We start from the raw sequence: 25,909 nt of genomic DNA, 5'->3' as shown, positions 1-25,909 counted from the left end.
GCCGTGCTGCCATCATCCGCGGTCACCCATGCGATTCGACCGTCTTCTCGCCGGCCTGTGTCTCGCGCTGCCCCTCGCGTGCGCTTCGTCCTCCTCGCTCTCCTCCATGGCGGCCCGGGTGGAGCCCACCGTGGAGCGGGGGCCGGGTGAGGTGGACTTGAAGGTGATGACCTTCAACATCCAGTCCGGGCTGCGGGGACTCGACAAGGTGGCCGAGGTCATCCGCTCCGCCGCGCCCGACATCGTCGCCCTCCAGGAGGTGGATGTCGGCTCGGTGCGCGCGGGCGGCAAGAACCAGCCCGCCGTGCTCGCTGAACTCACGGGCCTGCCCCACCACTCCCATTTCCGCACCACGATGCTGTGGGGCGGAGACTACGGCGTGGCGTTGCTGTCGCGCTTCCCCTTGGTCTCGGTGGAGCAGCACCCGCTGCCCGTGGTGACGGGCGCCGAGCCGCGCACCGTGGCCCGCGCCGTGCTGGACGTGCGGGGCCAGGAGGTGAGCGTCTACGTCACCCACCTCACCCGCCGCCCCTTCAATGACTCGGTGCGCATCCGCCAGACTGCCGCCATCCTGGCGCTGATGGCGAAGGATCCCCGGCCCAAGCTGCTGATGGGCGACATGAACGACACGCCCGAGTCCAGCTCCCTGCGGCTCTTCAAGCGCGAGCTGCGGGACGTGTTCGCCCTGCGCGGCGAGGGCCCGGCCATCACCTATCCGCTGCCCATCATCCCCAGCCTGCGCATCGACTATGTGCTGGCGTGTGACCAGTTCATGCCCCGGCGCGGCAAGGTGCTCAACGTGAACGCGTCCGACCACTATCCGGTGGTGGCGGAGGTCACCCTGCGCGCCCCCACCCCGGCGCCCGGGGAAGCCCCCATGCTCCAGGACGTGCCGGCCGTGGTCTCCTCGTCTGGTACGCCGTAGTCTCGCTGGCTCCTCGGGGGAGCAAGCATGCGGCTGTTGGGTGGGGTCTCCTTCTCCGGACCCCCCTGGCGGGGGTCGAATGCCGAGGACACCTTAGCCCCGGTTGTTCCACCCAGACGCATACCCAAGGGGGACGGTGTATGGACGCCATCACGTTGTTGAAGCAGCAGCATCGCGAGGTCGAGGACCTGTTCGAGAAGTTCGAGAAGGCCTGTGACAGCGGGCGCGACGATGCGGTCCTGATGGAGCTGTTCGCGCGCATCGCCGACAACCTCGCGGCGCACTGCGCCATCGAGGAGAAGATCTTCTATCCCAGCGTCTACGTGGACGACACGGCGGACAAGCTTCGCGAGGCCGTGGAAGAGCACCTGAGCGCGAAGCGGGTGATCGCGGATCTGCTCGACATGCAGCCGTCGGATGAGCAGTTCAAGGCGAAGATGAGCGTGCTCAAGGAGGAGATCCTGCACCACGTGGAGGAGGAGGAATCGAGCCTCTTCAAGCGCGTGCGCAAGATGCTGACCCGGAGCGAGCTCACCGTGCTGGGCGAGCAGTTGCAGGCCGAGTTCGACTCGCTCATCCAGACCGAGCCGCGCAGGCTGGTGCCCCAGGAGACCGCCGAGGCGCCTCCCCTGGCGTGACCCGCGGGTCAGGTCGCGGCGCTCGCCGGGATGTGCGGCGCCGGACACTCCCGAGCCCAGGGCCGTGGGCTGGCGGGGCGAGGTGTCAGCCACCCGGCAAGTTCGTCTGGGGAGGGTGGCCTGGGGCGTTCAAACTTCCTGTCCCAGGTCGCACCCTCATGGCGGGGTGATTAACCGTCGATCCCCACTCCATTTCAGGGACGGCGTCGATGAACTCCGTAGCCAGCCAGGCCTCCTCTCCGGTCATCCGCGCGGTGGAGCGTGTGCTCCCGCCGCACTATGCCTCGCAGGACCAGATCATCGGCTCGCTCCGCGACATCTGGGCCACGCGGCACTACAATCTCGACCGGCTCGAGGAACTGCACCGGGCGGTGCAGGTGAAGGGCCGGTTCCTCGCGTTGCCGGTGGAGCAATACGCGGCGCTCACCACCTTCCAGCAGCGCAACGACGCGTGGATCAAGGTCTCGCTGGAACTGGGCGAGCAGGTGGCGCGTCAGGCGCTGGAGCGCACGGGGCTCACCCCGCGCGACGTGGACCACGTCTTCTTCGTCACGGTGACGGGCATCTCCACGCCGAGCATCGACACCCGGTTGATGAACCGCATGGGGATGCGCTCGGACATGAAGCGCACGCCCATTTTTGGACTGGGGTGCGTGGCGGGGGCGGCGGGCACGTCACGCGCCTCGGACTACCTCCGGGCCTTCCAGAACCAGACGGTGCTGCTCATCGCCGTGGAGCTGTGCTCGCTGACGCTGCAGCGCGAGGACCTGTCCATCCCCAACATCATCGCCTCGGGGCTCTTCGGGGACGGGGCGGCGTGCGTGGTGCTGCAGGGTGGGGAGCGGGCTCCGGCGGGGTCGGGTCCGCACATCGTGGATACGCGCTCGGTGCTCTACCCGGAGACCGAACGCATCATGGGCTGGGACGTGGTGGACACGGGCTTCAAGGTGGTGCTGTCCGCGAAGGTGCCGAACCTGGTGCGCGACTACATCCGCCGGGACGTGGAGGGCTTCCTCGCCGAGCACGGCCTCACGCGCAAGGACGTCAAGCACTGGGTGGCCCACACCGGAGGCCCCAAGGTGTTGCAGTCCTTCGAGGAGGCCCTGGAACTGGCGCCGGGCATGCTGGCGCGCTCCTGGAAGTCGTTGCACGACGTGGGCAACCTCTCATCGGCCTCGGTCCTCTTCGTGCTGGGCGAGATGCTGGACTCCGGTGAGGCCCGCCCCGGCGATTGGGGCCTGATGATGGCCATGGGCCCGGGCTTCTGCGCCGAGCTGGTGCTGCTGCGATGGTGAACCCACCGGACGACTCGCCGCCCCTTTCGAGGTCTTTGTCTCCAGGCCTCGCATCCTTCAGGAGGTACGCCGTGGTTGAGCCCGAGCTGGTCGTCCTCGCGGAAATCCGACGCATCGTCACCCAAGAGCTGGAATGGAAGGGGCCCGTGGAGCCCGCCCATCACCTGACACGGGATCTCCAGCTCGACAGCCTGGGGCTGACGGTGCTGGCGGTGGAGCTGGAGAACCGCTTCCGCATCCGTCTATCCATGGAGGACTCGGTGGGGGTGAACACCGTGGCGGATCTCATCCACCTGGTGGCCTCGCGCCTGACCGGGGCGTCGCATGAGTCGTACGCGGAGAGTTCGCCATGAAGGGACCCGCGCTGCCCCGGGTGAAGTTTCCCACCCTGCACGAGGCGCTGGAGGCCGCGGCGCGCTCCCCGCTCGGGCTCGTCTTCGTGGACGCGGCCGAGCGCGAGACGCGCGTGCCCTGGGCGCAGGTCCACGCGCGCGCCCGCCGCACCGCCGCGGGCCTGCGCCGCCTGGGCGTGAAGCCAGGAGACCGCGTGGCGCTCCTGTTGCCCACCTCGCCGGGCTTCATGGATGCCTTTTTCGGCACGCTCCTGGCGGGCGCGGTGCCGGTGCCGCTCTATCCACCTGTCCGCCTGGGCCGGTTGGAGGAGTACCACCGCTCCACGGCGCGCATGCTGGAGATGTCGGGCGCGGCGCTGGTGCTCACCGATGCGAAGGTGCGGCTGCTCCTGGGGGCGCCCGTGGCGGCGGCGCGCCCGAGGCTCGGCTGCCACACGGTGGACGAGGCGTCTCGCGAGACGGGGGACGTGGCATACCCCGCCACGGCCCAGGCGCTCGCCCTCATCCAGTTCTCCTCGGGCTCCACGGTGGACCCCAAGCCCGTGGCGCTGCGGCACGACAACCTGATGGCGCAACTCGCGGCGCTGGAGGCGGAGATTCCGCCTCCGGAGGATCGGGCGCCGGTGGGCGTGTCGTGGCTGCCGCTCTACCACGACATGGGCCTCATCGGCTGTCTGCTCTCGGCGCTGTACTACCCGGGCGACATGGTGCTCATCCCGCCCGAGGTCTTCCTCGCGAGGCCCGCGCTGTGGTTGCGCGCCCTGTCGCGCCACCGCGGCTTCGTGTCCCCGGCGCCCAACTTCGCCTATGGGCTGTGTCTCAAGCGGGTGAAGGACGCGGAAATGGAGGGCGTGGATCTGTCGGGCTGGCGGCACGCGCTCAATGGGGCCGAGCCCGTGTCGCTCGAGACGCTGCGCCGCTTCTCCGAGCGCTTCGCGCGCTGGGGCTTCCAGGCTGGGGCGATGCGCCCGGTGTACGGCCTGAGCGAGGCCTCCCTCGCCGTCACCTTCCCCGTGGCGGGGCGGGGCCCCCATGCGCTGGGAGTGGATGGCCGGGTGCTGGCCACCGAGCGGCGCGCGGTGGAGGGCTCGCGCGAGGTGGTGTCCGTGGGGCGGCCGGTGCCGGGCTTCGAGGTCCAGGTGCGCGACGTGCTGGGCCATGAATTGCCCGAGCGCCAGGTGGGGCGGGTGTTCGCCCGCGGCCCCTCCATCATGGAGGGCTACTTCGGCCACCCCGAGGCCACCGTGCGCGCGCTGGACGAGGCGGGGTGGCTCGACACGGGGGACCTGGGCTTCGAGGCGGACGGCGAGTTGTTCCTCACCGGCCGCGCGAAGGATCTGGTCATCATCCGGGGCGCCAATCACGCGCCCCAGGAGTTCGAGGAGTCGCTGGAGGGCGTGGACGGCCTGCGCCCGGGTTGCGCGGTGGCGCTGGGCTTCACGCCCGAGGGCGAGCAGGACGAGGTGTTGCTGATCCTCGCCGAGCACGCACCGGGGGCCTCCGGGGATGGCCTGGAGGAGCGGGTGCGTGAAGCGGTGGTGGAGGCCACGGGCGTGCGGCCCCACACCGTGCGCATCCTGGAGCCGGGCACCCTGCCGCGCACCTCGAGCGGCAAGCTGCGCCGGAGTGAGGCCTTGCGGCGCTTCCTCGCGGACGAACTCACGGCGCCCAAGAAGGTCCGGGCGGTGGGGCTGGTGGTGGAGATGGCCAGGAGCGCGCTGGCCTTCGCCCGGGCCGGCCGCGAGGAGTAAAGAAAGCGCCGACCGCGCGGAGGTGCGCGGCCGGCGTCGGGAACGGCTCAGGCCCGAAGGCCGTGGATCACAGACCGCGGTACGTGATGACCATGGACTCCATGCGAGCGACCTGACCCGCGGTGAACTTGGTCATGCAGGCGTCGTCGCTGTAGTCCATGTAGTTCTCGATGGGGTCCAGGCCGGCGGTGGAGCAGGTGTCGCGGCCCTTGGGGCAGCCGGAGGCGGGCGTGGACTCGGCCGGGGTGTCGCTCACGCTGTCACCCGTGCTGGAGCAGCCGCCCTGGAACGTGTGGTACAGGCCGAGCCAGTGGCCGACCTCGTGCGTGGCGGTGTGGCCCAGGTTGAAGGGGGCCGCGGTGCCGCCGGGCAGGGACGAGTAGAGGACGACCACGCCGTCCTGGGTGGGCTGGGACTTGTAGCTGGAGGGGAAGGTCGCCCAGCCGAGCAGGCCGCCGCCCATGTTGTTGGTATAGAAGTTGAGGTCGGCCGCCGTGCCCTTGCGCAGCGCCTTCTTCATGGCCGTCTCCGAGGAGCCGCCCGTGGAGGTGTACCAGGTGGAGTTGGTGGTGCGGTCCGTGCCCGCCAGCGTGAAGCGGTACGGGGTGTTCGCATAGGCCTGGTTGAGCACCGAGATCTGCTGGGCGATCTGCGCGTCCGTGATGTTGCCGTTGGACACGCCCGTGCCCTTGTTGATGACGTGGAAGTACACCTTGATGTTGACCGAGCCGTTGGCGCGCGCCTGGGCGTTCACCCGGCCGGCGATGGCCTGCTCCACGGCCTCGCGCTCGGACTCGCTCAGGTCCTCCGTCACACAGCCGCGGCCATGCGCCTCGGCCTGCACCGGCTGCTCCTCGACGGGAGCCTCCGCGACTTCCGCACATCCACCGAAGGCCAGGACCGCGCCCAGGAACATCGCCGAACGAACACTCTTGGAGACCACGCCGCTGGACATTTCCAACTCCCGAGGAAAAGTTGGAAAACCTTATATCTTGAGAATGCTTGGACAGCAAGGGCTCGAGCGTATTTGCGGGAATCCACGCCGAGTGAGGAAAACCGTCCGGCCCCGCGATCAGTGCACCACGGCCTGTTTGGGGGGAGGAGCCACCAGCAGCGACAGCTTGTCGAAGGCCTCGATGTGCTCGCGGATGTAGGCGCGCTTGAGCTTGCCGCTGGTCGTCTTGGGCAGCGTCTGGGGCGGCACGGGGAGCACGCGGTTGGGGCGCACGCCGGCGCCCTGGAAGACGGTGTCCTCCACGTGCTTGCACAACTGGCGCAGCAGCTCGGGCTTCGTCTCGGTCGTCTCGCACAGGACGACGATGTCCTCGGTGCCCGTCTGGGGGTTGTTCACGCCCACTGCGGCCACGCAGCCCGTGCGCACGCCCGACACGCGCGCCGCGGCGTTCTCCATGGTGTAGGGGTGGTGGTTCTCCCCCGCCTTGATGATGAGGTCCTTGCTGCGCCCGCAGATGAAGAGCTCGCCGTGGGCCAGGTAGCCGAGGTCTCCCGTGTGCAGCCAGCCCTCGCGCAGCACGGCCTGGGTGGCCTCCGGGTTCTGGTAGTAGCCGCCGAAGAGCGACGTGCCGCGCAGGAGGATTTCTCCTTCGTGGCGCTCGGGGACATCCCGGCCCTCCTCGTCGACGATGCGCAGCTCGATGCCGCGGATGGGCTTGCCCACGCCCACCACGAGGAGCGAGTCCGGACCCCGGGGTTGGGGTACGGCCTCGCGCCGCGAGGACAGCGCGGTGCGCGAGATGGACTCCTGGTGCATGGGGTCCGACCGGCGGCGCACCGTCACCGCCACCACCATCTCCGCCATGCCGTAGGACGGCTTCCACGCGTCGTCATCGAAGCCGTGGGGCGCGAAGCGCTCGGTGAACTGGTGCACGGTGTCCGTGTGGATGAACTCCGCGGCGTTGTAGGCGCGCTTCCAGGAGCCGAGGTCCAGGCCCTCCAGCTCCGCGTCCTTGATGCGCTTGACGCACAGCTGGTAGGCGAAGTTGGGCGCGAAGCTGTTGGTGGCGCGGAAGCAGTGGAGGGCCCACAGCCAGCGCGAGGGCTTGAGCAGGAAGCCGAACGGCGGCATCAGCACCGTGGGGATTCCGTGCACGAAGGACGCGAGTGTGCTCGCGACGAGGCCCATGTCGTGGAAGAGCGGCAGCCACGACACCATCAGATCATCCGAGTCCCACTGGCTGTGCTCGCCCAGGGCCGCGCAGTTGGCCAGCAGGGCGCGATGGGACACCTGCACGCCCTTGGGCGCGTCCGTGGTGCCGGAGGTGAACTGGATGAAGGCCGTGTCTTCCGCGTCCGGGGGCTCCGGGGTGAAGGGCTCGGCGGGCGTGGCGAACTCGGCCGGGGTCGCCACGAAGGGGGCCTCCATTCCGGGCTCGGGGGTGAAGTCCTTGAGGGACTCGTGCGCCAGGTCCGCGAAGTCCGGATCCATGAGGATGGCGCGCGCGCCGAGCATCCGCAGCTTCACGCGCAGCCGCTCGCTCCACGTCTGCACGGACACCTTCGAGGAGGGCAGCTCGATGAGGCAGGGCGTGGCGCCCACGAGTCCACACGCGAAGAAACACTCGAGGAACTCGGGGCTGGTGTCGAAGGAGAGCACCACCCGGTCTCCCCGCTTGACGCCCCGCGCGCGCAGGTGGGACCCCAGACGCAGGGCGTCGCGCAGCAGCTCGCCCGCGGTGAGCACGGTGAGCTGATCCTCCAGGTCCACGAAGGACAGCAGGGGCTGGGAGGGGCGCGTCTGGCCCCAGTGCATCACGATTTCCGCCAGGGTGGACACGGCGGGGAGCTGCACCCGCGTGGGCGAGCGCTGCGCGTGTTCCCGGCTCGGGTGGCGTCCCGCTCCAGGGCCCAGGCGGAAGGGAAGGGTCTGGCGACGCGGGAGCTCCTGGCTCATGGGGCGATTTTTTCCTCTGGGTGGGATGACTGCCTAGAAGCGCACCAGCATCGACTCGACGGTGAGGCCGGGGCCGAACCCCATCATCACCCCGTACTCGCCGCGCTGGGGCTTGTCCGTCTTGAGCGTTTCCTCGAGCACCAGCAGCGCGGTGGTGGCGCCGCAGTTGCCGTACTCGCCCAGCACGTGCCAGCTCGCGCGCATGCTCGACTTGTCCAGCTTGAGCTGCCGGGCCAGCCCCTCGAGGATCTTCGGCCCGCCCGGGTGGATGAGCCAGCGCGTGACGTCCTTCTTGCTCAGTCCCTCGGGCCCGAGCAGCCGCTCCAGGATGCGATCCACGTGCTCGGCGAGCACGAAGGGCACGTAGGGCGACAGGGTCATCCGGAACCCGTCGTTGTGGATGTTCCACGCCATCAGCTCGTTGGTGTCGTAGAGCTGCTCGGTGTGCGAGCGCAGGAACTGCACGCCCTCGCCATCCGGCGCGCTGCCCACCACCACCGTGCACGAGGCGTCACCGAACAGGCCGTGGATGACCACCTGCTCGGGATCCGGCGTGGTGTGGAACTGCAGGGAGCTGTACTCGGAGGCGTTGGCGATGACGAGCTCGTCCGGGCGCGCGGCGACGCTGTCCATGGCCGTGCGCAGCACGGGGAAGGCCGCGAAGCAGCCCATGTGGCCCACGAAGGTGCGGCGGATGTGGGAGTTGAGCCCCAGGTTCTTGGCGATGAACAGATCCAACCCCGGCCCCGAGTAGCCCGAGTTGGTCGTCATGGCGAAGGCGCCCACGCGTGAGCGCTCCAGGTCGCCGAGCGCCTTCTGGACCGATTCCTGGGTGATGCGCAGGCCCTCGCGCTCGTAGACGCGGACGCGGTCTCCCAGTCCGCGCGAGCCGTCCTTGAGCTCCACGCGCGGGTCCCACGTGAAATGCCGCCGGCGCACCCCCGTGTTGAACACGATGCGCTCGGCGTGGGGAATGTCCTTGTACCAGTGCCGCAGCGCTCCCTCGAAGAACTCCTCCTGGGTGAGCGACAGCGGCGGAACGGCCGAGGCGATGGACAGCAGGGTGGCTCGGCGCGCGGGCGCCTGCTGGTTCACGCGGCCTCCAGCTCGATCGACACGGACTCGGCGTTGAAGGAGGTCTCCACCTGGGGACGGGCGCGGGCCGCGGACGGCATGGCCGCCAGGCGCTCGTCGATGAAGTCCACCAGGCTGCCCACGGTGTCATGACCCCGGCGCGACGCCTTGATGTACCAGGGGGTGAACTCGATGTCGGCCACCTCCTCCTTGAGCCGGGAAATCATCGACTCCAGGTGGAACGAGTCCATCCCCAGGTCGTAGGTCATCGAGGCGAACTCAGCGACGTCGTCCGGAAACAGGCCCGTGTTGGTGCCGAGGACGATGTTGCGGACGTGATCCAGAATTTCCTGCCGGTGCATATGGATCTCCTGCCTCGGGGCAATCGCGCGAGGAGGGGAGTGGGGGTTACCCCTGTCACGCGCCTTCAAGACTACAGGCCTGTAACGGGGATGGTCAAGCTGTAATATTCAAGCGAAGCCGGAAAATTGACGAACTCCGGGGCACTTTATTCAACATGGTACTGCTCTGCTACACGGCTGACCTGATGGGATACTTTTTGGAGCATCTCGGCGGCCTCCTGAGTGGATTCGAGGCGGTCCAGGGATTGGTCCATGCTGCGTGACAGGTCGGCGACGGCGTTGAAGATCTGGGCGAAGCCGGCGTTCTGCTGACTCACGGCGGCGGTGATCTGCGTGACGGCCTCGGAGCTGTCGTTCACCATGAGGGACAGCTGGCGCAGGCTGTCGCCGGAGGTCTTCACCTTGTCCAGCCCGCCCTCGACCTGGGCGGTGCTCACGTCCGTCATGGCGACGGCGTCACCAATGGCGTTGCCTACTTCGTCCAGGATGGAACTGATGCGACTGGTGGAGCGGATGGACTGATCCGCGAGGATGCGGATCTCCCGCGCCACCACGCCAAAGCCCTTGCCGTGCTCGCCCGAGCGCACCGCCTCGATGGCGGCGTTGAGCGCGAGCATGTTGGACTGGTCGGCCAGGTCCTTCACCGTTTGGGTGATTTCGCCGATCTGCACGGCGCTCGCCTGCAGGCGCTCCATCTTGCCGCGGATGGCGAACACCGAGTCGCGGATGGCGCTGAAGCCCTCGATGGTCTGCTCGATGGCGAGGGTGCCGGCGCGGCTGAGCTCCTCGGCGTGGCGCACCACGTTGAGCACCGCCTCGGCGCGGTGGGCGGTGAGGTCCGACGTCTGCTTGATTTCCTGCGCCGTGACGTTGGTTTCCTGGATGGCGGTGGCCTGGGTGGTGAGCGCCTGGCGCTGGGCCTCGTTGGCGTGGCGCAGGGTGGCGCCCGCCTCGCCGAGCTGCGCGGCGGACTGCTGGAGCGCGCGGGGCAGGGCGCTGAGCTGCAGCACCACGGCGTTGAGCCCGAAGGCCAGGTCCCCCACCTCGTCGGTGGACACCCACTGGGGCGTGCGCACCCGGCCCACGGACAGCCCCTCGATGGCCTGCAACACCGCGAGCGAGCCACGCTCCTGCCGGCGCGCGAGCATCCACGCGGACAGCGTGGCGAGGGCGAGCAGCATGACGGCGAGCACGGCCACCGGGAAGCTCAGCTCGGACAGGAGCGAGGTGCCCAGGCCCTCGAGCATGTAGGCCGCCTCGTGCTGTCCCGAGACCTGCAGGGCCTCGATGTAGCGGCTCTGCACGTTGCCCGTCTGCACCGCCACGGTGAGGCCGCCCAGGACGATGAGCGACAGCACGCACACGGCGAAGGCGTAGGGCAGGAACCAGGACTGGCGCATCCAGAAGAAGCCACCCCCCACCACGTGCAGGTGGGGCTGGCGCGCCTGCTCCTCGATCGCGGCCGGCAGGGCCAGCCGTTCGATGATCATCCCCGCGGGGAACGCGATCAGCAGCCCCACGGACAACCCGATGGCACTGCCGCCCAGCACCAGCCAGGGGCTCTTGTCGAACTTGAGGCACACCATGCTGCAGAAGAAGCACGCGCCGAAGGTGTAGGAGCCCGCCATCACGTAGAAGGCGATGCGCCAGGGCATCTGCAGCATGCGTCCCAGGCGCATGCCCGCGGGCTCTCCCGGCTCGCTCCGCATCGTCTGCCGGCACAGGTACCGGATGAGCAGGGGCGGGTACGCCACGCCGAAGATGAGGATCGTCGGCAGCGCGAACCAGAGGACGGATTGAGTGGCCTCCTCGCCCCTCAGTCCCAACACCATGCCGAGCATGTAGCAGACGAAGGGCGCCGGAGGCATCGCACACAGGCGCAAGCGCGCGTCGATGCTTCCTGCCAGGGACTGCGGGTTGTTGCTCTGCGGGGGGGATGACGCCATGTTCGGGCCTGGAGCGGGGCGACGCTGAGGTCGTGGCCGCCGGAGACAGGCCACATCGCCCAGGGGGACGCTATCACCTTTGATGCCCCGTGACTGACGCGGACCTGAGGGGTTTCACCGGGAGTGGGAGTCGGCTCCCGTTCCGTCACAACTTGAGACGCTTGAAGACGCGCTCGGGGATTCCGCGGATGAGGAACATGATGGGGCGCCAGAAGTCGGGCAGATACACCTCGTCCTGGCGCGTCTCCACCGCCCGGACGATTCCCCGCGCCACCGCCTCGGGCGAGGCGAACAGGGGGTTCTTCTTCATGGCGGCCGTCATCGGTGTGTCCACGAAGCCCGGCTTCACCGTCACCACCGCCACGCCGGAGCGCGCCAGGCGGTTGCGCAGGCCCTGGAGGAACACGTTCAGCGCGCCCTTGGACGCGCCATAGACGTAGTTGCTCTGCCGCCCGCGATCTCCCGCCACCGAGGAGATGACCACGAGCGTGCCGGCCTTCTGGGACTCGAAGCGGTTGGCCAGGGGCGTGAGCAGCGACACCGCGCTCAGGAAGTTGGTGTGCAGCACCTTCTCCGTCTCCGCGTACGAGCCCTGGGCCTGGGCCTGGTCGCCGAGAATCCCGTGCGCGAGCAGCGCGCCATCCAGCCCGCCGAGCGCTTCCTCGGCGCGCGTCACCAGCGCCTCGTGCCGGGCGAGGTCGTCCAGGTCCAGGGCCTCGGTCTCCACGCGGGCGGCGCCTCGCGTCCGGGCATCCTGGGCCACGGCCTGGAGCCGCTCGGGGTTGCGGCCCACCAGGTACAACGCGGCCCCCCGGGCAGCCAGCAGCCGCACCGTGGCCTGGGCGATGGCGCTCGTGGCGCCAAGGACGAGGACCTTCTTCATCATGGAGCGGTATCTATCCCGCGCCGTTCACCCGGCGCCAGAAGGATGAGGAGAATGCCGGGTCCACGTACCGGGCGAAGCGCTCGTGCTCCGGGTAGTACGCCCGGAAGCTCTCCGGGCTCATCCGCGAGTCCTTCGCGGGATACACCCGGCCGCCCGCCCGGCGGGTGACGGCATCCAGTTCATCCACGAGGCGGTACGTGCGCTCGCCCCGGTTGGCGAAGTCCAGCGCGAGCGAGAAGCCCCGCTTGGGAAAGCTCATCCACCCCGGAGAGGGCACGTCTCCGTACACCTTGAGGACCGTGAGGAAGGAGGGCATGCCGCTGTGCGCGCTGCGATCGAGGATTTCCCGCAGCGCGTCCACGCCCGCGTGGCTCATGGGCACGCCGCACTGGAACTGCAGGAAGCCCTGGCGCCCATAGATGCGGTTCCAGCCGTGCACGGCGTCCAGGGGGTAGAAGAACGGCTCGTAGTGCACGAGCCCTTGCGGCCGCATGCGGTACTGGAGCGCGTTGAAGGCCGCCACCGACACGCGGTTGAGGGCGAAGCCTGGGAAGTCGAAGGGCACCCCGAGCCCCGAGGGAATCGCGCGGGCGCGGGGGACCGCGTCGAACTGCGGCGGCGCGTAGTCGCCCCGGTAGAACAGGCCCCGGCCGAGATGCCTGCCGCGCGCGAGGCTGTCCACCCAGGCCACGTTGAACTCGAAGTCCCGCTCGGACTCCTCGAGGATCGAGAGGAAGCCCTCCAGGTTCTCGAAGGGGATCGTTTCCTGGAGGATGTACGGGTTGCTCACGCGCCGCAGTTGCAGCTCCGCCCAGGTGATGAGGCCCGTGAGCCCGAGTCCGCCAATGGTGGCCTCGAACCAGTCGCGATTCTCCGTGGGCGAGCACTCCCGCCGCGAGCAGTCCGAGCGCACCAGCTCGAAGCGGCGCAGGTGCCGGCCGAAGGTGCCCTCGCGCACGTGGTTCTTGCCATGCACGTCATTGGCGATGGCGCCGCCCACGGTCACGAACTTCGTGCCCGGGGTCACCGGCGGGAACCAGCCCTGGGGCGCCACCAGCCGGACGATGGTGTCCAGCGTGACGCCGGACTCGCAGCGCAGCACGCCCGTGGCCGGATCGAAGCCGAGGAAGTGGTCCAACCGCTCCGTGGTCAGCAGCGTGCCGCCCTCATTGAGGCACGAGTCGCCATAGCTGCGGCCCTGGCCGTGGGGCAGCAGCGTGCCACCGGCTGGGGGGACCGGCAGCGGCTCGCTCGTCCACGACACGGGATGCACCGGCTGCGCCTTCACGCGCGGGTAGCGTCCCCAGGATGTCCGCTCCGTCTTCATGCCTCGTCCTCCCTCACGCTGCGAGCAGCAGGATGCCCGCGGCGATGGCTCCCACCGCGTAGCTCACCTTGTCCTTGAGCGCGAACACGAGCGGATCCTCGTTCACCTCGCCCCGGTGCGCGAGCAGCCACACCCGCCCCACCCAGTACAACATCACCGGACAGAGCAGCCACAGGCGCTCGGGGTGGCTGTAGAGCACCGTGACTTCCTTGCTGGTGATGTAGAGCGCGAGCACCAATACGGCCAGATAGCCGCTCGCCACGCCCGACGCGGACAGCTGCTCGTAGTCTCCCGCCACGTACCCTCGCCCGGGCGCCGCCGACTCGTTCGCCAGGCGCAGCCGCCGCACCTCGCTCAGCCGCTTGACGAGCGCGAGCGACAGGAAGATGAACATGGAGAAGGTGAGCAGCCAGCTCGACGTGGGCACTCCCACCGCGAGCGCGCCGCCGAAGATGCGCACCGTGTACAACCCCGCGAGCACCAGCACGTCCATCATCACCACCTGCTTGAGGTAGAACGAGTAGGCGAGGGTGATGGTGTAGTAGGTGGCGAGCAGGGCGAGGAATTCACGAGGCAGCAGCATCGCCACCGCCGCGCCCGCTCCGAGCAGGCCCATTCCCAGCCAGGGCCCCGCGCGGATGGGCAGGTCTCCCGAGGCGAAGGGCCGCCGCCGCTTGCTCGGATGTTTGCGGTCCGAGTCCAGGTCCAGCAGATCGTTGAGGACGTAGACGCTCGAGGCGCACAGGCTGAACGCGATGAAGCCCAGCAATGCCTGGATGAGCAGCGGCACATGGGTCAGCTTGTGCGCGGCCATGAGCGGCACGAAGACGAGCACGTTCTTGGCCCATTGGTGCACGCGCAGGGCCTTGAGCAGGGTGCGCGGCAGGGGCCGGGCCGCGTGCAGGGGGCGCGCCTCCTCGTGGGGCTCGCCCAGCGTCTCGCGCAGCCGGGCCGTGCGGTGGGGGCCGGTCATCGCCCGCTCGCCATCGCTCGCGAGAACCTGATCGAAGAACCCCAGGTGCGCGGCCACCGCCTCGGCCACGCGCCGGTCCGCGACCGTCGCCAGCACGATGCGGCGGCCACGGGACTTCTCCTCGGTGAGTCGGGAAACCAGCGCCTCGTCGTAGGGCAGCCGCGCCACGTCCAGATCCACGTGCCGTGCCACCTGTGCGCGCAGGAAGGCCGGGCCCTTGAGGCTCCAACCCACGGCGGCGGGAAGCAGGTGGGGCCGGCGTTTCAGCAGCCGCACGAGCCCTTCATGGAGCGTGTTCGTGCGCGCGAGAACACCTTCCAGTTCGACGGTGAGCGGGGAGACGTCGGGCGTCGGAGGTGGGTTCAATGCCGGGGTGGCCATGGTGGGACACCTCGGAGGGTAGCGCAGCCAGGAAAAGGGGAGTGCCGCATTCGCCCTCCTCATGGACTGGAACCCCGGATGTTCGGTTGGGAAGCGGGCGGACACGGCGCTCCTCTATGATGGGGGTTTGGGAGGATGCACATGTCGCGGGTGTGGGATGCAGATGTCGAACTGACCGAGGAGGACGCCGCTCGTCTCGTGGAGGGGCGTTACCCGGAGCTGGCCCCGGTACGGATGGAGTTGCTGGGGTCGGGCTGGGACAACACCGCGTACACGGTGAACGGGCAGTGGGTGTTCCGCTTTCCCCGCCGGCGGGTCGCCGCGAGCCTGATGGACAACGAGGTGCGTATCCTCCCTCGGCTGGCGCCGCACCTGCCGCTGCGCATCCCCGAGCCGGTCTGGCACGGCCCTCCTGCGGGGAACTACCCCTATCCGTTCGCGGGCTACGCGCGATTGCCCGGCGTCACCGCGTGCGCCGTGACGTGGACGGACGAGCAGCGGTTGCGCGCGGCCGCGCCGCTCGGACGGTTCCTGGCGGCCTTGCATGGGGCGCCTGTGGGGGATGAGGACCTGGCTCAAGGCCCCATGGACGAGGCCGGCCGCGCGAACCTTCGCGAGCGGATGCCCGTGCTCCTCGAACGGCTCGAGCGGCTGGAGGCCCTCGTTCCGAACGTGGGGGCCGCCGCGGTGCGAGCCTGGGTCTCGGGTCTGGTGGATACGCCTCCGTGGACGGGGCGAGCCCGTTGGGCTCATGGGGATCTCTACGCGAGGCACCTGCTCGTCGATGAGACCCACACGCTGACGGGGGTGCTCGACTGGGGAGACATCCACCTGGGAGATCCCGCCGTTGATTTGATGATTGTCTTCAGTTTCCTGCCTCCCGAGGCGCGCGGTGTGTTCCGCGAGGCCTATGGCTCGATCGATGACGCGACCTGGGATCGGGCGCGCTTCCGGGCCTTGCTCTATGGCGTCACGCTGCTGCTCTACGGACGGAGCGAGGGCGATGCCGCCATCACCCAGGTGGGGGAGGACGCGCTCCGCTACGGTCTCGCGTAAGCATTCTCACGGACGAGTAATCGACAAAAGGAAAGCATCCATGGCGGTTCAGGAGCCGCGGAGAGCGGGCCGGGCTCTGACCGCGCTGTGGCTCGTCTGGACTGGAAGTCTCTCGTTCGTGGGTTGTGCCGCTCCCCGTGTTCTGAGATGGAGTCACGGCGAGGGTGGGAATGTCCCCGGCGAGAAGGGGAGTCTGCAATGCAAGTGACTCGTTTGAGTTTGGGCTCGGTCGTGCTTCTGTTTTCCCTCTCGGCGTGCACGCTCTTCCCGTTCTTTCGTCAAGCGGATGGTGATGGAGCCGTTTCTCCCGAAGGGAATTCATCCGCTCGCGCGGTGCTGGAATTGCAGAACATGGAATTCGATGGTGAGAGCCTGTCGGGGCGTTTGCTCGTGGGCGTCAAGGAGGGCTCATTGACCCTCGACAAACGGCTCGTGGAAAATGTGTCGGTTGAGCTGAAGTCCATCGTGGATTGTGTCGCGCACCAGCCGATCGACTTCCTCGAGGTGGACTCTTTTCCCGAACCTCCCCGGCGAGACGAACTGCTGACGCTGACCCCCGGCTATTGGTACGGCACCGACGTGCACTTCTCCTTGTTCGATGAACACCTCACGGGAAAGCAGCCGCCGGAATGCTTCGAAGCCGAACTCCAGCTCAGGGCGGAGAACGGAAGCGTGCCGGGACGATTGCATGTTCGCGCCGAGCGGAGCGCCAGGCCTTCATCCCCGCTCGATGGTGGTGTGCCGGGCCCCTGAGGAGGGCGCGCGTCAATCCGGCCGGGCGATGATGAGCGTCTGCAGCGGCACGTGGCGCATGGGCTTCGCGCTCTCGATGCGGAAGCCCGCGTCTTCCAGGAAGCCCTCCATCGCCGCGGGTGTGTACGCCGACGCCTTCGACGTCAGGTAGTAGTGCAGGCCGATGAGCGGCGCGGCGCTCGGTGGCTTCTCCTCGTCCTCGCGCAGGTACTCCAGCACCGCGAGCGTCCCCTTGGGTGTGAGCGCCGCCCGGGCCCGGCGCAGGATGGCCACGTTCTGCGCGGGCGACAGGTGGTGCACCACCTGGAACAACAGCACCGCGTCGTAGGGGCCTCCCAGCTCCGAGGTGAGGATGTCCCCCGCCCGATGCGTCACCTGATGCGCCAGCCCCGCCTGGGCGATGATCTCCCGCCCCACCCGCACGCTCCCCTCCAGATCCAGCACCGTGGCGTGCAGCCCCCGGTTGCGGCGGCACAGCTCCGCGGCGAACCAGCCGTGCGCGCCTCCCAGGTCCAACACCTCGCGCGCGCCCCGGGGGAGCGGAATCGCCCGGGCCACCTCGGGCGCGCTCAGCCTCGCCATCTGGAACATGGCGAGGATGTAGGAGCGCCAGCGCGGATCCTCGGGATCGAACTGGTGGATGTCCACCGCCTCGCCCGAGCGCACGGCCTGCTCCAACTGGCTCCACCACTCCCACTGCGTGTAGTTGAAGTCGAGGAAGCCGCCCACGTACTGGGAGGAGCGCGGATCCAACCAGCGCCGGGCCCGGTCCGCCATCCGGAAGCGGCCCTTCTTGCGCTCCACCGCCTCGCACGCCTCCAGGGCCTCCATCAGCGCGCGCGTGCCCTCGGGCGCCAGGGACAACCGCGCCGCCAGCTCCTCCACCGTCGCCGAGCCGTCCGCGAGCGCCGCGAATATCCCCAGCCGCTCGCCCGCCATCAGCGTGCGCGACGCCATCATCCCGAAGAAGGCGTGGGCCAGGGGTTGGGGCGCCAGGTTGAGCCAGTCCGCGAAACGCTCCAGCAGGTTGTCCGCCTTGAGCCCCAGCCTCATTCTTCCTCCCGGCGCCGACGCGCCACGACCAGGCCCATGCCCACCAGGGCCAGGGTGTCCGCTGGGCCGAACAGGCACCCCACGCGCTCCGCCTCGCGAATGCCCGTGTAGCGGCAGGTGCCTTGCGAGCAACTGAAGCGCGTCGTGCAGTCCGAGGTGCTGCGGCAGGAGCCTCCGGGACGCCCCACGTTGTCCTCGTCCTCCGGGAGCTCGGGCACCTCGCCGCCCACCGATGCGTCAGGTGGGAAGGTGCCTCCATCCTGGGCCCGGCCCACACGGGGGGCGAGCAGGCACAGGGCGAGTGCGAGGCAAGGCAAGAGACGGCGGGAGAAGGGGGTGTGCTTCATGGGGGCTTTCGGGGCTCCAGCGGCCTCCAACCTAGCCGTCCAGTCAGCGGGATGCATCATTGGGGAGACAATCACTTCACGGGCACCGGGCTTGTGACTAGGGTGTACGTCCGATGGCCCCCCGAATCCTCGTCGTCGATGACAACCCGGAACTCCTCTCGCTGCTCGTGCAAATCCTCGAAGACGCGGGGTATGAGGCGTCGGGTTCGGGCCGGGGTTCGCACGCGATCGAATCCGCGCGAAACCACCCGCCCGCGCTCGCGGTGATCGATCTGCTGCTGCCCGACATGATGGGTCACCAGCTGGCGGACACGCTGCGCAAGACCCAGCCCGAGCTCCCCCTCATCTTCATCACCGGAGTCTTCAAGGGCGGCAAGCACGCCGTGGACGCCCGGCAGAAGTACGCGGTCGCGGGCTATTTCGAGAAGCCCTTCGACGCCACGCTGCTGCTGGACGCGGTGCGCAAGCTCCTGCCCGGCGATCAGGACGCCGCGGCGGCCGTGCCCCGCACGGGCTCCTTCGACGACGTGGAGCTCGACATCGACGTCGACGAGGAGGGCTTCGAGGATCCGCTGGAGCTCACGGGCTACATCAAGGTGACGGGCGACAACCTCACCACGGAGATCCGCGGGGCCAACCTCACGGCCGCGCCGATGCCCAAGCCGCCCACGGCTCCGCCCGTGCCGCCGCCTCCTCCCTCGCCTGTCGCCGCGCCGCGAGTCGCCGCGCCACCGGTTCCGGGCGTGGCCAGGCCCGCGGGCAACCGCCGGGGCGCGCTCCAGGACAACCTGCCCGCCCTCATCACCGCCTTCTACCTGGCGAAGGAGACGGGCGAACTGGGCGTGCAGCGCGGTCAGGTGAAGAAGGTCGTCTACTTCGAGCGCGGCACCCCCGTCTTCGCCCTGTCCAACCTGATGGCGGACCGCTTCGGACCGTTCCTGGTGCGCGTGGGGAAGATTTCCCCGGCGCAGCTCGAGGAGGTCGCGGCCGCGGCGGCGGCGAGCGGGCGGCGCACGGGGGATGTGCTGGTGGAGCGCGGCCTGCTCAAGGACTCCGAGCGCATGTACTACGTGGGCCAGCAGGTGAAGGCCATCATCTACTCGCTCTTCGCGTGGGAGGACGGCAGCTACGTGATGAGCTTCAAGGAGAAGGCCACCACCGAGTCCATCAAGCTGGACGTGCACCCGGGCAACCTCATCATCCGGGGCATCAAGAAGCTCTACAAGCCGGAGCGTCTGCGCACCATGGTGCGGCCCGAGGAGCGGCTGTTCCCCGCCGGGGCCCCGGCCTATCCGCTCAACGAGGTGCAGCTGGAGAAGTGGGAGGCGGAGCTGCTGCCCAAGGTGGATGGCAATCGCACGGTGGGGGAGCTGCTCGCCATGGCCCAGCGCCCGGAGCACATCGTCCAGGGCTTCCTCGTGTCGCTCCTGGCCCTGGGCATCCTGGAGCGGCGCGACTAACCCGAGAGCCGGCTGACGATCCAGAACAGGCCGAGCGCCGCGGAGCCCGCGGCCACGAAGCGCTGCAGCCGCTCGGCCACGCGCGAGCCCATGCGCTCCAGGCCCTCGGCGAACACGAGCCCCACCGCGCCCATGCCCACGAGGATGCCGAGCGCGAAGCCCGGCAGGTACGTCCACCCGGACGTCCGCAGGCTGCCGCCCACGAGCAGCGGGGGCAGGGCGAGCAGCAGCGCGCGCACGCCACTGAAGGCCATGAGCGCGCCCGCCGCCGTCGTCACCCGCTCATGCCGGTGCGAGTGCGGCTCCTGCGTGTGGCCTGGCAGGTGCGGATGGCCGTGGCGCAGCACGTTGGGCGACAGGAAGGCGGCGATGGCGATCGCCACCAGCACCGCGCCTCCGAAGATCTCCGCCCACCGCTCGAAGGTCTCCGACAGGACCACGCCCGTCATGAGGCAGAAGGTGGCGACGCTGGCGAGCACCGCCGCGTGGCCGATGGCGAAGCGCAGCGCCACGAGCAGGGTGGCTCGGCGCCGGGCCGGGCCCAGGGTGCCAAGCGTGGCCATGGCGGCACAATGATCCGGCCCCACCGCGTGGAGCAGCCCCTGGCCGAGACCGAACAGGAATGCGAAGAAGAGTGGCGGCACGGGGGTCCACCCTATCCGTCCTTCGCGCCCGAGGCCAGCAAGGAGGCTCGTCCATGTCCGACATCCCTCGCCCCTGTCTCCCCCTGCTCGCGCTGCTGCTGCTCCTGGGGGCCGCCTGTCAGCGCGACGCGGGTCCCGAACAGCTCGCCCGCGCCCAGGCGTCCTACCTGGCCCTGGTCGAGCGCGGGGTGCCCCCCTCGGACCCGGGTTGGGACGCCGTCATCGCCGAGTTCGAGGCCGTTCCCCGTGATTCCAAGGCCCGCCCCGAGGCGGACAAGCGGATCGCCGCCCTCAAGCAACTCCACGGCACGAAGCTGCCGCGCCGGCCCCTGTCCCGTCCCAATGAGCCGGACGGGGGCTCACCTTCCCTGGACGAGCATGGCCATCCGATGTGACCTTCCCCTCCATGGCCCTTCCCACTCCCGACAGCCCGGCTCCCGACTTCCACCTGCAGGATCAGCACGGCCACGACGTGACGCTCGCCCAGTTCCGGGGCCAGCACGTGGTGCTCTACTTCTACCCCAAGGACAACACCCCGGGCTGCACGCAGGAGGCGTGTGATTTCCGGGATGAGCACTCGGCGCTCCAGGCGGCCGGCGCCGTGGTGCTGGGCGTGTCTCCGGACGACCTCAAGAGCCACCAGAAGTTCGCCACGAAGTTCTCCCTGCCCTTCTCGTTGCTCGCGGATCCAGAGCACCGGGTGTGCGAGGCCTATGGCGTCTGGGGTGAGAAGTCGTTGTACGGCCGCAAGTTCCTGGGCGTGACCCGCGCCACCTTCCTCATCGGCCCCGGCGGCGACGTGGTGCGCGTGTGGCCCAAGGTGAAGGTCGCGGGCCATGTGAGCGAGATCCTCCAGGCCCTCCAGGGCGGTGAAGCCGAAGCGCCCGCCCCCAAGCCCGCGCGCAAGAGCCCCGCGAAGAAGCGCGCGTCCCAAGAGTGATGTTCCCGTGATGGCGGCTCGCTCTCCAGACGGGCGTTGGCCCTCGCCCGTCTGACCGCCGCTACCCGTGGCCTCCGCGCATGCCCATCCCTGTCTTCACGGGATGACCCGGGAGGCCATATGCGCAAGATGGGATGGAAGCTGGCGGGGCTCGGCGTGATCGCCGGGGCGGTACTGCTCACGGGCTGTGGCGATGACTTCGGACGCCGATGGGCGATGATGCCCCAGGATGATTACCTGCCCGACCAGCCCCAGGCGCCGGCGGAAGGCTCCGCCATGGGGGGCTCGGGCGCGGTGACGGATTCCCGCGCCAACGCGCTCTGGCTCAAGCAGGACTTCCGCGTACCCTATCCCCCCGACCAGATGGCGGCCCTCGTGGCTCCCAACCTGGGGACGGGCAAGCCCTTACGCGCCAATGCCAAGGGGGTCTGGGTCCAGGGCCTCTACGCGGTGGAGGTGGGCTCGGGGCTCATCACCTCGTCTTCGCCCACGAGCGCGCCCTATCAGCCGCAAGAGCGGCCCGTGGGCAACTTCTCCACGCCTCGCAGCCTGCCCGCGCACAACAGCGGAAACTGAACTTCTTCCGGGCCCCCTCGTTGGAGAGCGGCCGGACGCTCGAGCCCCTGGTGGCAACCCACCCGGTGGTTTGGACGCCCACCGGTGCCCATCCCTGAAGACAGACGACGAGCCGGGAAGCGGTGCCTGTCGTGCCCGCCTCCTCTCGTCCGGAATCAACCCGAGACCTGGGAGACGACGATGCGCCACGGTGGCTTGAGGAAGTGGATGACGTGGGGAGTGCTGGCCGCGGCGGTGGGTGGACTCGCGGCGTGTAGCGAACTGCCGCAGCAGGCTGGCAACAGCACCTACCACAAGGGTTTCACCCGGGGGCCGGACATGCCCCTGTACAACGGGACCATCGTGGACAATCCCACGAGCATCGATCCCCGCACGCCCGACAAGCAGGGCACCGCCAATCGCTCCCTGCTCATGGACGCGGGAGAGCGCGCCTTGCGCGAGCGTCAGGGCACCCTGGGCTACGGCGGCAGTGGTCCCGCGCCGACGCCTGGAATGACGCCCTACAAGAGCCTGGGCGCCGAGGGCAGTGTGATCGCTCCGTCCAGCGAGCTGCCCGCGGCGCAATCCGTTCCCGGCAGCCGCCCCGAGCCCGCCAACACGCAGCCGCGTGACGAGCTCAAGAAATAGCCGGAGCGGCACCCGCTGGATGACCCGGAGTCGAGGAGGAACCGACATGCGTGGAAACATTCGCAAGGTGTGGGCCGTGGGCGCGCTGGCTTCGGCCGCGCTGGTGTTCGCGGGATGCAAGAGCGACTCGCGCGACCAGGACGAGATTCCGCGCGTCCAGGTGGGAGGGGGCAAATACGGTCCCGTGGGGGAATACCCTCCGAACGCGAACGATGCCCAGACCGGAGCGGGACGCTCCGGTGATGTCTCCGGTACGGGAGGCTCGGGCCCGATCTCGGGCTCGGACGTGGCCGCGGACGCGGGCACGGGCGGCTCGGGCAACGAGGGCAGCAAGAGCCTGGGAACCCAGGGCCAGGGCGTCACGGGCTCCCCCAAGGAGCCCCAGAAGGAGACCCATACGCCGTCGGGGGGAGTCCCCGCTCCCGTGGGCGATTAGCGCGGCCGGGAGGCCAACATCACCTCGGTGGGATCCTTCCCATTGAAGGTGCTGGCCAGCCCCTCGGCGAGCGCCCGGTGTTCGGCGTCTCCGAGCGTGGCCACCCGGTCCTCGGGTCCGTGCGCGAAACGGGCCTCGAGCCGGGCCAGGCGGCGGTGGGCCTCGTCGATGCGTGCACGGGGCACGCGGCCGGACTCGACCGCGCGCACCAGGGCCTCGATGGACCGGCGCTGGACGTCCGCGTTGTGGCAGACGAGGAACAGGTCCACTCCGGCCAGCGTGCCCTGCACCGCGGCCTCCTCCACCGAGTAATGCTCCGCGATGGCTTTCATCTCCAGGTCGTCGCTCACCAGCACGCCATCGAAGCCCAGCTCCTCGCGCAGCAGGCCGTGCAGCACGCGGTGGCTCATGGTGGCGGGCAGCTTCGGATCCAACGCGTCGAAGAGCACGTGCGCCGTCATCAGGGACGCGAGCCCCGCCTGGGCGAAGGCGCGGAAGGGCACCAGCTCCACGCGGTGCAGGCGCTCCAGATCATGCGGCAGCCGTGGCAGGGTCAGGTGGCTGTCCGTGGTGGTGTCGCCATGTCCCGGGAAGTGCTTGCCACACGAGGCCACGCCGCCCGCCTCCAGTCCGCGCGCCAGCGCCACGCCCAGGCGCGCCACCTCGTCCGGCTCCCGGCTGAAGCCGCGGTCCCCGATGACGGGGTTGGCGGGGTTGGTGTCCACGTCGAGCACGGGAGCGAAGTCCCAGTCGAAGCCCACCGCGCGCAGCTCGTGCGCCAGCAGCCGGCCCACGCGCTCGGCGAGCGCCACGTCGCCGCTCAGCCCCAGCTCGCGCATCGAGGGCAGGGCGGTGAAGGGCTCGCCCCGGAGCCGCGCCACCCGGCCGCCCTCCTGGTCCACGGAGAGGATGAAGGGGCGGCCCGCGCGGGACTTGATCTCCCGGCACAGGGCGGCGGTCTCCTGGGCCGTCCCCACGTTGCGCTTGAAGAGGATGGCGCCAAAGAGGCCGTCCTTCATCAGCGCGGCGAAGTCATCGTCGATGCGGGGGCCGGGAAACCCCACCATGAAGAGTCGGGCGCAGTCCCGGTAGAGGGCATTGCTCATAGGCCGCCCACCTTCTCACGCCCGCCTCCCGGTGGGGAGGCGGAGCGCGCCGGGGGTGGATGCCCGCCCGCCTGTTCGTCCACTCAGTTACAGGAATACGTGTAGGAGCTCGGCGTGCTCCAGGTGCCGTCCGGGTTGATCTGCCGCACCGTGTAGCCACTCGCCGGGTAGGTGGTGCCCCAGCAGTCGCGGGCGCGCACGTCGTTGCGCACGGCGGTGTTCAGGTCCCAGTTGCCCTGGCGGCGCAGCTTCTCGTAGAGGGCGACGCGGTCCACGGCCTCGCGCCACGTCGAGTCGTTGTAGAGCACGTCGCGGCGCTTCTCGAGGAACTTCTGGAGGAAGGCGCTCTCGGTGATGCCGTTGCGGCCGACCGCGGGCGCCGTCTGGGCCGAGTTGCCCAGGGCGGTGTTGGCCGCCTTGATGAAGGTGCTCAGGCTGCCGTGGTTGATGTACGCGTCGTAGAACGCCGCCTTGGACAGCGCCGAGGTGAGGCCCCACTTCTTGGCTTCGTTGATGGAGGGCGAGAAGTACAGCCGCTCGACCACCTGATCCTGGCAGCTCTTGAAGTCCGCCCGGGTGGTGGTGTTGTTGTAGCTCGCGGCCCAGTCGCTCTTCCAGTTGCCGAGGGCGTCGAGTTCGGCCGTGGAGGCCTGGTTCTGCCCCGTCGACAGGAAGCGGTTGTTGATGGTGGTGAGGCCCGGCATGTACTTGGCCAGCAGGTTGCCGTTGCTCGCGCTGCGCAGGTTCTTGTAGCACTCGACGACCATGATCGCGTCGCCCGTGCCGGTGCAGAAGCCCGCGCGGCCGTTCGTGTACCCGCGGCCATCCCAGATGTTCTCCGCGTACGCGTACGCGAGCGTGGGCGTGTCGTTCTCCCAGATGCTGGTGATCGCCTCGGCCACCTTGCGCTGGTTGGCCGTCATGTCCGACGAGGGCGGGGGCTCGGTGGTGCCACCGCCGCAGCTCGGATCGCTGATCTGCACGTTGCCCGCGGTGAACGACGCGGAGGAGGTGGTCGAGTAATAGAAGGTGTAGGAGGCGCCCGCGTTCACCGTCAGCCCGGTCGTGCGCGAGTACGTACACGTCGTGCCGCTCTGCGTGTGCTTCCAGCCCGCCTCGTCGTGATCACACGTCACGCCGCTGGGGACCGTGAAGGCCACCGTGGGGCTCGTCATGGCGCTCGTGCCCGTGTTCTTGAAGACGAGGGTTCCCCAGTAGTCCGGACCGTCGTAGGTGTTCGTCGTGACGGAGTACGAGCAGGTCGCCGCTTGCTGGAGCGCGCCCATGGACTCCTCCATGCCCTCGACTCCCCCCGCACAACCGGAGAGCGCGGCGGCCAGGCTCACCCACGCCAGTTGCCGACAGCCGCTTTGCCGCGCTTCGCCTCGACGCTCGCTCATCCAGGACTCCTGCTCGTGCCTTACCGGACCCCTCACCATGAGGGGCTGATCGCGCGGTGCAGGTTGAACCGGGAACACCTGACAATCAAGGAATACTTGAAATTATTGAAATGATTGATTCAGGATGGAAGGACGTCCGGGGCTCAGGAGCCCTTTGGATCCAGCCAGTTCTGGAGCCAGTCATGGGAGGGTTCCATGGGGGAGCGTTCCACCCGGGGGAGCGCCTGGAGGGGCTCGGGTTCGCGGACCGGTCGGCCCTTGTCGAAGAGCCGCCGCCGGGTGGGCTTGCCCGGCTCGTGCAGTTCGATGGGTCCATCGGGTTGGCCGCGCGACAGGTTCTGCTTCACGAGCACCTGACCCTCCTCGCGGGCGATGAGTTCGCCGTGGGGTTGGCCCTGATGGAAGGCGACCTCCAGGCTGCTCCGCTCCCGCGCGTCGTGGAACTCCGCGGGGCCGTCGAGCTGGCCGTCCTGGAAGCGCACCCGCTGAATCAGGCGGCTCGTGGAATCGTAGAGGCTCGTGGGGCCGTGCAGCTGGCCCGCGCGCCAGGTCGACTCCTGGAGCACCTCGCCGTGCTCGCCGTAAGTGGTGGCCACGCCGTCCAGCCGTCCCTCGTCGTCCAGGAAGCAGCGCTCGCGCACCCGGCCTTGTTCGTCCTCGGTGGTGTACTCCGTGGGCATGGGCTCCTC

Annotated in this window: 27 protein-coding genes; 13 read left to right on the top strand and 14 right to left on the bottom strand. The window is 69.2% G+C overall.

What is annotated here, in order from left to right; all coding sequences use genetic code 11:
• Positions 1 to 28: 28 nt before the first annotated feature.
• From MEBOL_RS12110 to MEBOL_RS12090, 5 genes are all read left to right on the top strand, one after another.
• Positions 29 to 925, top strand: a complete 897-nt coding sequence (locus tag MEBOL_RS12110) for an endonuclease/exonuclease/phosphatase family protein (protein WP_095977577.1) — start codon at positions 29 to 31, stop codon at positions 923 to 925.
• 140 nt (positions 926 to 1,065) lie between these two features.
• Positions 1,066 to 1,563, top strand: a complete 498-nt coding sequence (locus tag MEBOL_RS12105; RefSeq protein ID WP_095977576.1) for a hemerythrin domain-containing protein — start codon at positions 1,066 to 1,068, stop codon at positions 1,561 to 1,563.
• Between the two features lie 209 nt (positions 1,564 to 1,772).
• Positions 1,773 to 2,858, top strand: coding sequence for a type III polyketide synthase (locus MEBOL_RS12100; RefSeq protein WP_095977575.1), 1,086 nt, complete (start codon positions 1,773 to 1,775; stop codon positions 2,856 to 2,858).
• 71 nt (positions 2,859 to 2,929) lie between these two features.
• A complete protein-coding gene (locus MEBOL_RS12095) occupies positions 2,930 to 3,211 on the top strand; it encodes an acyl carrier protein (protein ID WP_095977574.1) in 282 nt (93 codons plus the stop codon).
• Complete coding sequence (locus tag MEBOL_RS12090; RefSeq protein ID WP_095977573.1) at positions 3,208 to 4,962, top strand: fatty acyl-AMP ligase; 1,755 nt, start codon at positions 3,208 to 3,210, stop codon at positions 4,960 to 4,962. Before MEBOL_RS12095 ends, MEBOL_RS12090 begins: the two co-directional genes overlap by 4 nt.
• Positions 4,963 to 5,029: 67 nt before the next feature.
• Here the strand turns inward: MEBOL_RS12090 and MEBOL_RS12085 are convergent, their stop codons facing one another.
• The 8 genes from MEBOL_RS12085 to MEBOL_RS12050 form a co-directional block, all read right to left on the bottom strand.
• The gene (locus MEBOL_RS12085; RefSeq protein ID WP_095977572.1) at positions 5,030 to 5,917 is read right to left on the bottom strand and encodes a zinc metalloprotease; all 888 of its coding nucleotides are present in this window, start codon (positions 5,915 to 5,917) and stop codon (positions 5,030 to 5,032) included.
• Positions 5,918 to 6,034: 117 nt separating this feature from the next.
• Positions 6,035 to 7,873, bottom strand: a complete 1,839-nt coding sequence (locus MEBOL_RS12080; RefSeq protein ID WP_095977571.1) for a fatty acyl-AMP ligase — start codon at positions 7,871 to 7,873, stop codon at positions 6,035 to 6,037.
• Positions 7,874 to 7,906: 33 nt separating this feature from the next.
• Complete coding sequence (locus tag MEBOL_RS12075; protein ID WP_095977570.1) at positions 7,907 to 8,968, bottom strand: type III polyketide synthase; 1,062 nt, start codon at positions 8,966 to 8,968, stop codon at positions 7,907 to 7,909.
• Positions 8,965 to 9,309: an acyl carrier protein gene (locus tag MEBOL_RS12070; RefSeq protein ID WP_095977569.1), complete on the bottom strand. Its 345-nt coding sequence runs from the start codon at positions 9,307 to 9,309 to the stop codon at positions 8,965 to 8,967. The genes MEBOL_RS12075 and MEBOL_RS12070 overlap by 4 nt, the downstream gene beginning before the upstream one ends.
• Positions 9,310 to 9,455: 146 nt before the next feature.
• Positions 9,456 to 11,255, bottom strand: coding sequence for a methyl-accepting chemotaxis protein (locus MEBOL_RS12065; RefSeq protein ID WP_095977568.1), 1,800 nt, complete (start codon positions 11,253 to 11,255; stop codon positions 9,456 to 9,458).
• A gap of 145 nt (positions 11,256 to 11,400) precedes the next feature.
• On the bottom strand, positions 11,401 to 12,138 hold the full coding sequence (locus MEBOL_RS12060) for an SDR family oxidoreductase (protein ID WP_095982729.1): 738 nt from the start codon (positions 12,136 to 12,138) through the stop codon (positions 11,401 to 11,403).
• Positions 12,139 to 12,151: 13 nt separating this feature from the next.
• A complete protein-coding gene (locus MEBOL_RS12055) occupies positions 12,152 to 13,468 on the bottom strand; it encodes an FAD-binding oxidoreductase (protein ID WP_095977567.1) in 1,317 nt (438 codons plus the stop codon).
• A 13-nt stretch (positions 13,469 to 13,481) separates the two neighbouring features.
• Positions 13,482 to 14,822, bottom strand: coding sequence for a UbiA family prenyltransferase (locus tag MEBOL_RS12050; RefSeq protein WP_095977566.1), 1,341 nt, complete (start codon positions 14,820 to 14,822; stop codon positions 13,482 to 13,484).
• A gap of 141 nt (positions 14,823 to 14,963) precedes the next feature.
• On the opposite strand from MEBOL_RS12050, the gene MEBOL_RS12045 reads away from it, so the two are divergent.
• A complete protein-coding gene (locus MEBOL_RS12045; protein ID WP_157774902.1) occupies positions 14,964 to 15,878 on the top strand; it encodes a phosphotransferase in 915 nt (304 codons plus the stop codon).
• A gap of 198 nt (positions 15,879 to 16,076) precedes the next feature.
• The gene (locus tag MEBOL_RS12040; RefSeq protein WP_157774901.1) at positions 16,077 to 16,631 is read left to right on the top strand and encodes a hypothetical protein; all 555 of its coding nucleotides are present in this window, start codon (positions 16,077 to 16,079) and stop codon (positions 16,629 to 16,631) included.
• Between the two features lie 12 nt (positions 16,632 to 16,643).
• Here MEBOL_RS12040 and MEBOL_RS12035 read toward each other — a convergent pair whose 3' ends face one another.
• Positions 16,644 to 17,684: a class I SAM-dependent methyltransferase gene (locus MEBOL_RS12035; RefSeq protein ID WP_095977563.1), complete on the bottom strand. Its 1,041-nt coding sequence runs from the start codon at positions 17,682 to 17,684 to the stop codon at positions 16,644 to 16,646.
• On the bottom strand, positions 17,681 to 18,031 hold the full coding sequence (locus MEBOL_RS12030; RefSeq protein WP_179956409.1) for an MXAN_6627.5 family MYXO-CTERM protein: 351 nt from the start codon (positions 18,029 to 18,031) through the stop codon (positions 17,681 to 17,683). Before MEBOL_RS12030 ends, MEBOL_RS12035 begins: the two co-directional genes overlap by 4 nt.
• Positions 18,032 to 18,144: 113 nt before the next feature.
• Between MEBOL_RS12030 and MEBOL_RS12025 the strand changes: the two genes are divergently transcribed.
• Positions 18,145 to 19,491, top strand: coding sequence for a response regulator (locus tag MEBOL_RS12025; protein ID WP_095977562.1), 1,347 nt, complete (start codon positions 18,145 to 18,147; stop codon positions 19,489 to 19,491).
• Here the strand turns inward: MEBOL_RS12025 and MEBOL_RS12020 are convergent.
• Positions 19,488 to 20,135: a hypothetical protein gene (locus tag MEBOL_RS12020; protein ID WP_095977561.1), complete on the bottom strand. Its 648-nt coding sequence runs from the start codon at positions 20,133 to 20,135 to the stop codon at positions 19,488 to 19,490. The two genes, MEBOL_RS12025 and MEBOL_RS12020, sit on opposite strands and share 4 nt — an antisense overlap.
• A gap of 53 nt (positions 20,136 to 20,188) precedes the next feature.
• Between MEBOL_RS12020 and MEBOL_RS12015 the strand changes: the two genes are divergently transcribed.
• The 5 genes from MEBOL_RS12015 to MEBOL_RS11995 all read left to right on the top strand — a co-directional run bounded on the left by MEBOL_RS12015 (position 20,189) and on the right by MEBOL_RS11995 (position 22,714).
• The gene (locus tag MEBOL_RS12015; protein WP_095977560.1) at positions 20,189 to 20,530 is read left to right on the top strand and encodes a hypothetical protein; all 342 of its coding nucleotides are present in this window, start codon (positions 20,189 to 20,191) and stop codon (positions 20,528 to 20,530) included.
• An 11-nt stretch (positions 20,531 to 20,541) separates the two neighbouring features.
• Positions 20,542 to 21,075 (top strand): thioredoxin-dependent thiol peroxidase, encoded by a 534-nt coding sequence (bcp, locus tag MEBOL_RS12010; protein ID WP_095982727.1) that lies wholly within the window; start codon positions 20,542 to 20,544, stop codon positions 21,073 to 21,075.
• 120 nt (positions 21,076 to 21,195) lie between these two features.
• Positions 21,196 to 21,651 (top strand): hypothetical protein, encoded by a 456-nt coding sequence (locus MEBOL_RS12005; protein WP_095977559.1) that lies wholly within the window; start codon positions 21,196 to 21,198, stop codon positions 21,649 to 21,651.
• Between the two features lie 180 nt (positions 21,652 to 21,831).
• Positions 21,832 to 22,278: a hypothetical protein gene (locus MEBOL_RS12000; protein ID WP_157774900.1), complete on the top strand. Its 447-nt coding sequence runs from the start codon at positions 21,832 to 21,834 to the stop codon at positions 22,276 to 22,278.
• 46 nt (positions 22,279 to 22,324) lie between these two features.
• Positions 22,325 to 22,714: a hypothetical protein gene (locus MEBOL_RS11995; RefSeq protein WP_095977557.1), complete on the top strand. Its 390-nt coding sequence runs from the start codon at positions 22,325 to 22,327 to the stop codon at positions 22,712 to 22,714.
• On the opposite strand, the gene nagZ is transcribed toward MEBOL_RS11995, so the two are convergent.
• From nagZ to MEBOL_RS11980, 3 genes are all read right to left on the bottom strand, one after another.
• On the bottom strand, positions 22,711 to 23,820 hold the full coding sequence (nagZ, locus tag MEBOL_RS11990; RefSeq protein WP_095977556.1) for a beta-N-acetylhexosaminidase: 1,110 nt from the start codon (positions 23,818 to 23,820) through the stop codon (positions 22,711 to 22,713). The two genes, MEBOL_RS11995 and nagZ, sit on opposite strands and share 4 nt — an antisense overlap.
• Before the next feature lie 83 nt (positions 23,821 to 23,903).
• On the bottom strand, positions 23,904 to 25,220 hold the full coding sequence (locus MEBOL_RS11985) for a chitosanase (protein ID WP_095977555.1): 1,317 nt from the start codon (positions 25,218 to 25,220) through the stop codon (positions 23,904 to 23,906).
• A gap of 143 nt (positions 25,221 to 25,363) precedes the next feature.
• Positions 25,364 to 25,900: a toxin-antitoxin system YwqK family antitoxin gene (locus tag MEBOL_RS11980; RefSeq protein ID WP_095977554.1), complete on the bottom strand. Its 537-nt coding sequence runs from the start codon at positions 25,898 to 25,900 to the stop codon at positions 25,364 to 25,366.
• Positions 25,901 to 25,909 lie beyond the last annotated feature (9 nt).

The organism is Melittangium boletus DSM 14713 (assembly GCF_002305855.1).
In the GTDB taxonomy this organism is placed as follows: Bacteria; Myxococcota; Myxococcia; order Myxococcales; family Myxococcaceae; genus Cystobacter; species Cystobacter boletus.
This window is presented reverse-complemented; position numbering and strand designations above follow the sequence as displayed.